This window comes from Noviherbaspirillum phoenicis (assembly GCF_047237965.1).
In the GTDB taxonomy this organism is placed as follows: domain Bacteria; phylum Pseudomonadota; class Gammaproteobacteria; order Burkholderiales; family Burkholderiaceae_D; genus Noviherbaspirillum_A.
This window is the reverse complement of record NZ_JBDFLX010000001.1, coordinates 189,337-199,410: the sequence shown is the minus strand read 5'-3', so window position 1 is coordinate 199,410 and position 10,074 is coordinate 189,337. Positions and strand designations below refer to the sequence as shown.

Annotated in this window: 7 protein-coding genes; 2 read left to right on the top strand and 5 right to left on the bottom strand. The window is 65.1% G+C overall.

Translation table 11 applies throughout. The features are described from left to right. Nucleotides 1–633: 633 nt before the first annotated feature. Complete coding sequence (gene mdoH / locus ABC383_RS00875; protein WP_413011119.1) at nt 634–3,156, bottom strand: glucans biosynthesis glucosyltransferase MdoH; 2,523 nt, start codon at nt 3,154–3,156, stop codon at nt 634–636. Then, nucleotides 3,156–4,700, bottom strand: coding sequence for a glucan biosynthesis protein G (locus ABC383_RS00870; protein ID WP_413011117.1), 1,545 nt, complete (start codon nt 4,698–4,700; stop codon nt 3,156–3,158). The genes mdoH and ABC383_RS00870 overlap by 1 nt, the downstream gene beginning before the upstream one ends. A 623-nt stretch (nt 4,701–5,323) precedes the next feature. On the opposite strand from ABC383_RS00870, the gene ABC383_RS00865 reads away from it, so the two are divergent. Next, entirely contained in the window at nt 5,324–5,560 is a 237-nt protein-coding gene (locus ABC383_RS00865; protein WP_413011116.1) for a hypothetical protein, read from the top strand. Between the two features lie 230 nt (nt 5,561–5,790). On the opposite strand, the gene ABC383_RS00860 is transcribed toward ABC383_RS00865, so the two are convergent. The 3 genes from ABC383_RS00860 to ABC383_RS00850 all read right to left on the bottom strand — a co-directional run bounded on the left by ABC383_RS00860 (nt 5,791) and on the right by ABC383_RS00850 (nt 8,450). Next, nucleotides 5,791–6,552: an ABC transporter permease gene (locus ABC383_RS00860; RefSeq protein WP_413011114.1), complete on the bottom strand. Its 762-nt coding sequence runs from the start codon at nt 6,550–6,552 to the stop codon at nt 5,791–5,793. Nucleotides 6,553–6,563: 11 nt separating this feature from the next. Continuing rightward, nucleotides 6,564–7,349, bottom strand: a complete 786-nt coding sequence (locus ABC383_RS00855) for an ABC transporter ATP-binding protein (RefSeq protein ID WP_413011112.1) — start codon at nt 7,347–7,349, stop codon at nt 6,564–6,566. A gap of 69 nt (nt 7,350–7,418) precedes the next feature. Further along, nucleotides 7,419–8,450, bottom strand: coding sequence for an ABC transporter substrate-binding protein (locus tag ABC383_RS00850; protein WP_413011110.1), 1,032 nt, complete (start codon nt 8,448–8,450; stop codon nt 7,419–7,421). 195 nt (nt 8,451–8,645) lie between these two features. Between ABC383_RS00850 and ABC383_RS00845 the strand changes: the two genes are divergently transcribed. After that, nucleotides 8,646–10,070 carry an amidohydrolase family protein gene (locus ABC383_RS00845; protein ID WP_413011109.1) on the top strand — a complete coding sequence of 475 codons (1,425 nt, stop codon included), beginning with the start codon at nt 8,646–8,648 and terminating at the stop codon, nt 10,068–10,070. The last annotated feature ends 4 nt before the right edge of the window (nt 10,071–10,074 follow it).

Genomic DNA, 10,074 nt, shown 5'->3' with positions numbered 1-10,074 from the left:
GCATCGACGGCACGGGAACCCTCGCGCAGCGAGGGCGCGATCACCGGGTCGCCTTCTCTTGCCTACTTCTTTTGGCGAAGCAAAAGAAGTAGGTCGCCTGCCGGGGCGAACTCCCGGCCTGGTCATGACGACAGTGCAGTCGGCTTGTTTTACCTGGCGTAAAGGCGTGACTGCGAAGCAGCAGTTGCTTTTGACGTTTGAAGTTTGACGTTTGATGTCTCAATACGAACGTCAACAACAACACCGACAGTGCTGCCCGGGCGTTGCCGGGTGACGCAATGCGATTGCACTGCCGTGGAGACAAGCCGGGAGTCCGTCCCGGCGGCCGGGTCACTTTTTTGCTTCGCCAAAAAAGTAACCAAAAAAGGCGACCCGATGATCGCGCCCCGCTGCGCGGGGTGCCCGTGTCAGCGGTACCCGGAGCGGGGCGCGGCTAAACTCGCCAAGCTAAAGCTTGGCTCAGACAGACGCCGCACCTTTTCCCGCTCCGGGCACCGCTGACACGGCGCGCTCAACGGGACTTCACGGCAACTGCAAAAACAACGGCAACGGCAAAAACAACATCAACGGCAACGGCAACGGCAACGTCAACTGCCGCTGCCGCCTCAAAGGCCATCAGCCGCAGCCACGCCTTTATTCAGCCCCTGTCATCACGGCGCGCCATCCGGGATGCACGCCATCGCCGCTCCACAAGGCCAGGTGCAGCCGCGACAGCAGCCGCGGATCGTTCAGCAGGGACCACTTCTCGACCTCGGACAACTGCGCCGGGTCGGTATGCAATACCTTCTGCAGCATGCGCTCGCGCTTTTCGGAAAGCCGGCGGACCGCATCGCGCGGCCGCACGCTGGCGCAGGCCAGCGCATTGACCAGCGGGTCCACCGCCGCCTCGATGAAGCCGGGCTGCTCGGGCGTCGCCGCCGCATGCGCCCTGGCGTCCACCAGCTCGCGGGGCGGCTGCGCCTCTTCCGGAATGACGAACAGCTTCATGCGGCGCAGCAGCCGGCCCAGCGACACCCTTGAGGACAGCACCGAGATCGGGATCGACAGCACCAGCGCGCCCGCAATTGGCAGCAGCCAGGGCAGATAGGACGGGTCCAGCAGGTAGACGCCGCCGCCCCACACCAGGCCCAGCAGCGTATGCATGCCATGCTTCCTGACGCCCTCGTCCCAGTGGGTTTCGGAGTCCTGCCGCGGCGGCGACTTCCAGGTCATTTCCAGGCCCAGGAAGGCGGCCGTCACGAAGCGGCTGTGGAACAGCATGCGCACCGGCGCCAGCAGCATCGAGAAGATCAGCTCGATCAACATGCTGATGGCCACGCGGATGCGTCCGCCATAGCCGCGCGCGCCCTGCAGCCAGATCAGCAAGACGCTCAGGATCTTGGGCAGGAACAGCAGCAGCGCGGTGGCGCCGAACAGCGCCAGCGCCTTTTCCGGATGCCATTGCGGCCAGATCGGAAACAGCTGGCGCGGCTCGACGAAGTATTGCGGCTCGGTCAGCGCATGCCAGGCCAGGAGGCCCGTGGAAAGCACCAGGAACATGAACCACAGCGGCGCGGAGATGTAGGCCATCACGCCGGTGACGAACACGGCCCGGTGCACCGGATGCATGCCGCGCGCGGCGAACAGCCGGAAGTTCATCAGGTTGCCGTGGCACCAGCGACGGTCGCGCTTGAGCTCATCCAGCAGGTTGGGCGGCATTTCCTCGTAGCTGCCGTCGAGGTCGTAGGCGATCCAGACGCCCCAGCCGGCGCGCCGCATCAGCGCCGCCTCGACGAAGTCGTGCGACAGGATCTCGCCGGCCAGCGAGCCTTCGCCCGGCAGCGGCGCCAGCGCGCAGTGGCGCACGAAGGGATCGAGCCGGATGATGGCGTTGTGGCCCCAGTAATGCGACTCGCCGAGCTGCCAGTAATGCAGGCCGGCGGTAAACAGCGGGCCATAGACGCGGGTGGAGAACTGCTGGATGCGGGCATACAGCGTGTCGCGTCCGGCCGCGCGCGGCGCGGTCTGGATGATGCCGGCGCTGGGCTGGCTTTCCATCAGGCGCACCAGCGTGGTCAGGCATTCGCCGCTCATCACGCTGTCGGCGTCGAGCACGATCATGTAGCGATAATCCTTGGCCCAGCGGCGGCAGAAGTCGTCGATGTTGCCGCTCTTGCGCTTGACGCGGCGAAAGCGCCGGCGATAGAAGATCTTGCCGAAGCCGCCGACCGCCTTGCACAGCCGCGACCAGGCCGCCACCTCGGCGGCGCAGATGTCGCTCTGGTAGCTGTCGCTCAACACAAAGAAGTCGAAACGGTCCAGTTCGCCGGTGCGCTGCACCGATTCGAAGGTGGCGCGCAGGCCGGCGAATACTGCCGTCACGTCCTCATTGCAGATCGGCATTACGATGGCGGTGCGGGCATTGGCCGCGATCGGCGTGCGGTCCGCAGCGTTGCGCGAAATCAGGTAGCGGTCGCTGCCGCGCAGCAGCACCAGGAAGCCGGTCATCGCGGTCCAGAAGCCGGCCGAGACCCAGCAGAACAGCACCGCGAAAAACGCCATCGTCACCATTTCCATCGGCCGCGTGCCCTGGTAGGGCAATACCCGCGACATGAACCAGGTGGCGATCGCCGTCTGCGACAGCATCAGGAGCAGCAGCACGCCGCGCCGCAGGCTGCCGTGCGGCTGCCGTTCCGCGCTGGCGTCCGGCGCGTTGCCGCCGGCCTGCGGCGAATCTGCCGGCCACGGTTCGCGGGTGCGGGTGGGGCGACGCTCGATCCAGTCGCGCGGCCGGCGCAGCACCGACTCGCTCCAGCGGGTGATGGCATTCAGGGTGCCCCACGGGTGCGGCGTCATCGAGACGCGGTTCAGCGGCGGCATGCTGTGCAGGCGGGCATGGCCGTTGTCGGCCGGCGCGGCGTCGGGCGCGGCATCGGCCAGCGCCAGGCGCGCCGCCACCGAGCCATAGGCCGGCTCGGCCGGCTGCGCGGCCTCAGCCGCCAGCGCGTGATGCAGGCTGGCCATCGCGTCCTTCTCGGTCGCGCCGGGGTCCAGCGCCATGCGCGCTTCGACCGCGGCGCGCTGCTCGGGCGTCAGGCCGAGGCGGTCGAGGTACTGCGCGACCGTGGCCGCCGCCTGCGGCATGGGGGAGACGGGCAATCCTTCGTTTGCGCGCATCAGTCCGGGCTCAGTATGTAGCTCCACGTTTCCGACAGAGTGAGGTTGTTGTTACGCAGGAAGCCGCGCAGCTCGACCGGCTTGGACGTGTCGTTGCGGCTCATTCTCATCGTCATGCGCCATCCGCCAGTGACATCGTTGTGGATGGTATTGGTTTCCAGCAGCTTGCCATTGCTGTCGACGCTGATCACCGCTTCCGGCTTGGCATCGGCCGGCAGCTTGGACAGGCCCGGGCCTTCGAAGTCGACCGCCAGGGTGATGCTGTCGTCGGTGCGACGCGGATAGCCCTGGCCGCGCCGGGTCTGCGTCACCCAGGCCATGGGTGGCTTGCGTTCCTTTTCCTTCTGCCATAGCAGGCGGTATTCGAAGTCGAACGGCGTGCCGGGCTTGGGCGGCGCGTCCGGCACCCAGTACGCCACGATGTTGTCATTGGTTTCGTCGGGGGTGGGAATCTGCACCAGTTCCACCCGGCCCGATCCCCACTTGCCCTTCGGTTCGACCCAGCCGCTGGGCCGCAGTTCAAAGCGCGACTCCAGGTCTTCGTAGCTGGTGTATTCGCGGTCGCGCTGCATCAGGCCGAAACCGCCCGGGTTGGACAGCGCATAGGAGGTCACCAGCAGCTTCTTCGGATTCGTCAGCGGCCGCCAGATCCATTCGCCCGTGCCGGACTGCACCGACAGGCCGTCGGAGTCATGCACTTCCGGCCGGAAATCTTCCTGCGGCGAACGCTGGTTTTCACCGGAGAAGAACATCGAGGTCAATGGCGCCAGGCCGACCTTGGTGATGTTTTCGCGCGCGAACAGGCGCGACTTCACATCGATGGCGGTATCGACGCCGGGACGCAGCAGGAAGCGGTAGGCGCCGGTCATGCGGCGCGAGTTGAGTAGCGCATAGATCACCAGTTCCTTCGCGCCCGGCTCGGGGCGCTCGATCCAGAACTCGGTGAACAAGGGGAATTCCTCGCCCGAATTGAGCGCGGTGTCCAGCGCCAGGGCGCGCGCCGACAGGCCGTAGCGCTGGTCCTTGCCGACTGCCCTGAAATAGCTGGCGCCGAGAAACACCAGCACCTCGTCCTTGTACTTCGGCGTATTGACCGGGTAATGGACCCGGAAGCCGGCGAAATCCAGACCGTTCAGGTCCTTGGGATTGATCTTGTTGGCGCCATAGTTGAAAAGCTGCGGGTCGAACTTGATCGGCCGCACCGCCTTGCCGGCGACTTCATTGATGCGCACCGGCGTGTCGAAAATGCGGCCGGGGTGAAAGAAGGCCAGTTCGAACGGCAGCTTGGCGTCGCGCCAGTAGGCCTTGTCGGGATTGAAGCGGATGTCGCGGTACTGGTCGTAGGTCAGGTCCTGCAGCGACTTTGGCAGTTCGCTCTTGGGTCGCTTGTAGGGCGACGCGGCCAGCGTCTTGGCCTGGGCCGCGACGTCCTCGAAATTGAATGCCCAGACGCTGCCCGGCATGGCCAGCGCGCATGCCGCGACGGCTGCCGGCAGCAGCGAAGCAATCGGTGAAAAAAGGGAAAACAGCTTGTTGCCAGGCATGGCGCTCCTATCTGATGTTGCCCAGCACGCCGGTTCTCATAACCAGCGCGCAATATTGTTAAATTCAGAACGGGCAGTACTTTGCCAATCTGGAGGGAATTTGTCGAGCCGGGACGGGAGGGAAGAATCGCGGTGCTTCATGCTAATGGATTCTTAAGACCCAGGCAGAGCTCGACAGTTCCATCCGCGCCGGCCGCGCCGCGGCGCCATGCGATGGCATCATCGCGGCGCCCCGACGTCAGCCGCCATCCGGCTCCCGCTTCGGCACCGTCTGACCACGTGGTTGCCTGGCGGGAAAAAACAGCCCGGCGGCCAAAGGCGCCGGGCTCAAATCCCGTACAGGTTCAGGCTACGGGAAGCGGAGGAAACCTCCGCTGTCGGAACCTGCATCGTAGCCCGCACTGAAACATTGACTGTGAGATAAATCACAAAACATGCAAGTTTTGCAAGCTCATTTTCATTTGTGATATCTGTTATCAGCAATGTCTTTCAAAGCTGGCAAACTCGACAATAATCCGACTCAGACATAACGATCCCTGATAGTAGTTATGGTCACTTGAAATTGGAATACCACTATTACCGTCCATATACTCCTTCCATACAGAAATTTTCAGGAGTAAATCATGTCTTCGATCGCCCTTCCCCAACATTCCGGCAACAACGGCCTGAGCTATGGCGCCAATGTCGGCCGCGCTTTCCGTTCCCTGCTGGCCGCCCTGCTGGCTGTGAAGCCGTCCGAGCAGGCGGCGCCGGCTGCGAAGCTGCGCGACCAGCTGGCGCTGTTTCGCATGGCGCGCGACTACGAGGCGCTGTCGCCCAACCTGGCCGCGGAACTGCGCTTCATCGCCGCGCGCGGCTGAACCCTGCCGCAAGGAGCGCATCATGACCGCCATGGACATCAGGCTGCTGCTCGCCGGCGGCGTTGCCATCTTCACGCTGATCGCAGCGGTGTCGATGGTGCTGGCGATGAGCCGGCGCCACGGCGGACACGAACGCGCCTGAGCCTGGCCGCAGCAATAAAAAAACGCCCCTCGGGGCGTTTTTTTATTGACCGTCGCCCTCGCTCGCGCAACGGCACGCGGAAGGCAGGTCAGTGCGCGCCGCGGTGCGCCCAGCCCGTGGTGCGCTTTTCCACCACCGAGAACAATTCATACATCGTCATCGCCATTGCGCCGATCACTACCAGGCCGGCAAAGGCCAGCGGCATGCGCATCGACGAGCCGGCCGACACGAGCAGATAGCCGATACCTTCGTTGGACGCCGTCATTTCCGACACCGTGGTGCCGACGAAGGCCAGCGTGATCGCCACCTTCAGCGACGCGAAGAAATACGGCAGCGAGCGCGGCAGGCCGACCTTGAGCAGCACATCCAGCCGGCGCGCGCCCAGCACCCGCAGCACATCCTCCATCTCCGGCTCCAGTGTCGCCAGACCAGTGGCGATATTGACCATGATCGGGAAGAAGGAAATCAGGAAGGCGGTCAGGATGGCCGGGCCGGCGCCGATGCCGAACCACACCACCAGGATGGGCACGAAGGCCGCCTTGGGCAGCGCATTGAACGCCGTCATCAGCGGGTAGGCCGCCGAATACAGGAAAGGCGACGAGCCGACGATCATGCCCAGCACCACGCCCACCACCACGGCAATCGCGAAGCCCGCCATCGTGACCCAGAAGGTGCGCCAGGCATGCAGCGCTATGGCGCCGGCGAATTCCACCAGCGACTGCACGATCGCGGCCGGGCTGGGGAAGATGAATTCCGACACATCGAACAGGCTGCAGATGGCCTGCCAGACGACCAGCACCAGCGCCAGCAGCAGCCACGGCGCGCTCTTTTGCAACAGGGATTTCTTCATCGTCATTCCTTTCAGGCAGTGCGCACGCGGCCGATATGCTCGCGCAGCTCATGCACCAGCGCGCTGAAGGCCTCGGTATAGGTCAGCTCCAGATCGCGTGGGCCGGGCAGCGGGTTTTCGCGACGGGCGACGATGCGTCCCGGGCGGCGGCTCATCACGTAGATGGTGTCGGCCAGGAAGGCGGCTTCCCGCAGGTCGTGCGTGACCAGGATCACATTGAATTTCTGCGCCGCCTGCAGGTCGCGCAGGATGCACCACAGCTCTTCGCGGGTGAAGGCGTCGAGCGCGCCGAACGGCTCGTCGAGCAGCAGCATCTTGGGCTCATGGATCAGCGCGCGGCAGATCGAGGCGCGCTGCTGCATGCCGCCGGACAGCTGCCACGGGTACTGCCGCGCGTAGCCGTCGAGGCCGACCGCCTTCAGCAGCTTCAGCGCGCGTTCCTCATATTCGGCGCGATGCTGGCGGAAGCGGCTGCGGTGCGGCTCGACGATTTCCAGCGGCAGCAGCACATTGTCCAGCGTGGTGCGCCATGGCAGCAGGGTCGGCGCCTGGAAGGCCATGCCGACGATCTTCAACGGGCCGGTGACGGGCACGCCATCGATGGTGACGCTGCCGCGGGTCGGCGCCTTCAGGCCGGTGGCCAGCTTCATGAAGGTCGATTTGCCGCAGCCGGACGGGCCGACGATGGCGATGAATTCGCCCTGGCGGGTGGTAAGGGAAATATCTTCCACGGCGAAGTCGCCGCTGTCGTTGTAGGCGAGGAAGACGTTCTTGAAATTGACGAAGGTGGCGGACATGACGGCTCGGATACGCCCTCGCCGGAATCGGCGAGGGCCGGTGGCAACGGATGAGAACTTGCTTGCGGCTTATTTCGGGAAGACGTTGAGCTCTGCCTTCGACGGCAGGAAGGACGCATTCCAGACCGCGTTCGGATCGACCCGGGTCTTGGTGCCATAGGCGTCCGACACCTGCGACGCCATCAGCGACAGGCGCGGCGCCGACACCTGGCCATAGCCTTCCGCCCTTGCATTGGGCGTGGCGATCGAACTGGCGATGGCAAGCTTCAGGCGGCGCGCTTCCAGCTTTTCATCCACCAGCGCATCGCGCGCCTTGATCGCGGCGACCGCCGCATCCGGATTGGCCATCACATCCTTCGACGCCTTGGCAAAGGCGCGCAGGAAGGCCCTGATCGCTTCCGGGTTCTGCTTGACCAGGTTGTCGGAGGCGATGATGGCATTGCCGTACAGTTTCACGCCATGGTTCGGATAGGACAGCACCACGATGTCCTCGTCCTTCACGCCGCGCGCATTCAAGTTAAGCAGCGAGGTGAAGTAAAAGCCGGTGATGGCATCGATGTCGCCGCGCGCCAGCATGGTTTCGCGCAGCTGCGGGTCCATGCTGACCCAGGTCGCCTTGCTCACGTCCAGGCCATTGGCCTTGGCGAAGATCGGGTAGGCGCGGCGGCCGGCGTCGAACACCGGCGCGCCCAGCTTCTTGCCGCCGAGGTCGGCCGGGCTCCTGATGCCGGACTTCTTCAGGGCCATCACAGCGGCCGGCGTATCGTTGTAGACCATCATCACCGCCACCGGCTTGGATGGCGCGGTCGGGTTGTTGGCGCTGAACTCCATCAGCGCGGCCATGTCGGCAAAGCCCATGTCATAGCTGCCCGACGCCACCCGGTTGACCGCATTGCCGGAGCCATTGCCGGCATCGATGGTGACATCCAGCTTTTCCTGCGCGAAGTAGCCCTTGCTCTTGGCGACCAGGAACAGCGCGGACGGTCCTTCGAAGCGCCAGTCGAGCTGGAACTTGATCTTGGTCTCTTGCGCGGTGGCGGCGACCGACGCGGCGCACAGTATCAGTGCGGCGCTCAAATGAAATGGCTTGAAACGGGGCATGGTTGTCCTATTAATGTTGCATGACTCAAAATGGTGCGCACCTGATTCGAGCAGTGCATCATCGAATCCGCGTCTTTCCATCAATCAGCAATATCCGTACCCGTTCGATGTATTCCATATGGTGCAAAAACCGCGTGGCAGGAAACTTGCAACAGCGCCTGCTTCGGCGCTTGCCCTTTGATAACGGCTTATTTCATGACCCAGGCTTCCCAGACATCCCTGCTGATCTCCAACGCCCACAGCATCCTGACCGGCCGCGCCGACGACGGCGGCCGCGCGGCCGGCCCCGATATCCGCATCGTCGACGGCCGCATCCAGGCCATCGGCAAGCTGACCGCCCTGCCCGGCGAACGCGTGCTCGACGCGACCGACTGCGTGGTCTACCCGGCCTGGGTGAATACCCATCACCACCTGTTCCAGTCGCTGCTCAAGGGCGACCCCGGCGGCCTGAACCTGTCCCTGACCGAATGGCTGGCCGCCACGCCCTACCGCTACCGCGCCAGTTTCGACGAGAAGCTGTTCCGGCTGGCGGCGCGCATAGGCCTGGTGGAGCTGGCGCGCTCCGGTTGCGCCACTGTGGCTGATCATCATTATCTGTATTACCCCGGCATGCCCTATGACAGCTCGGCCATCCTGTTCGAGGAAGCCGAGGCGCTGGGCCTGCGCTTCGTGCTGTGCCGCGGCGGCGCCACCCAGACCCGCCAGCTGGAAGCCGACCTGCCGAGCGCATTGCGGCCCGAGTCGCTGCAGGCCTACCAGGACGACGTGGCGCGGCTGGCTGCGCGCTATCACGATGTCGCGCCGGACGCGATGCGGCGCATCGTGATGGCCCCCACCACGCCGCTGTATTCGGTGCAGCCGGCCGAGCTGCGCGAACTGGCCGCCTTTGGCCGCAGCCTGGGCCTGCGCCTGCACAGCCACCTGTCGGAGACGGTGGAATACCAGCAGGCCGCGCGCGGCAAGTTCGGCTGCTCGCCGGTGGCATTCGTCGCCGAGCATGACTGGCTGGGGCCGGATGTCTGGTACGCCCACCTGGTCAAGCTCGATGCGGAGGAAATCGCATTGCTGGGCCAGACCGGCACCGGCATAGCCCACTGCCCGCAAAGCAATGGACGCCTGGGCAGCGGCATCGCGCCGGTGCGCCAGCTGGAAGCGGCCGGTGTGACGGTGTCGATCGGCGTCGACGGCGCCGCATCGAATGAAGCAGCCGACATGATCTCGGAAACCCATGCGGCCTGGCTGATGCAGCGCGCCCGCGGCGGACAGGACGCCCTGCCCGGCTATGCCGGCGGCACGTCCGAGGGCGGCGCCGACGCCGCCAGCATCGAGGACGTGGTGCGCTGGGGCAGCACCGGCGGCGCCCGCGTACTCGGCATCGACGGACTGCAGGGCATCGCGGTGGGCGGCTGCGCCGACATCGCCGTCTATGCACTGGACGACCCGCGCTACTTCGGCCTGCATGACCCGGCCATCGGGCCGGTGGCCTGCGGCGGACGGCCGCACCTGAAGTGGCTGCTGGTCCAGGGTCGCGCGGTGGTGGACAACGACAGCCTGCCAGGCGTGGATCTGGTGCAGCTGGGGCGCGAAGCGCGAGCGGCGGTGAAGGCGCTGCTGGCGTAGGCCT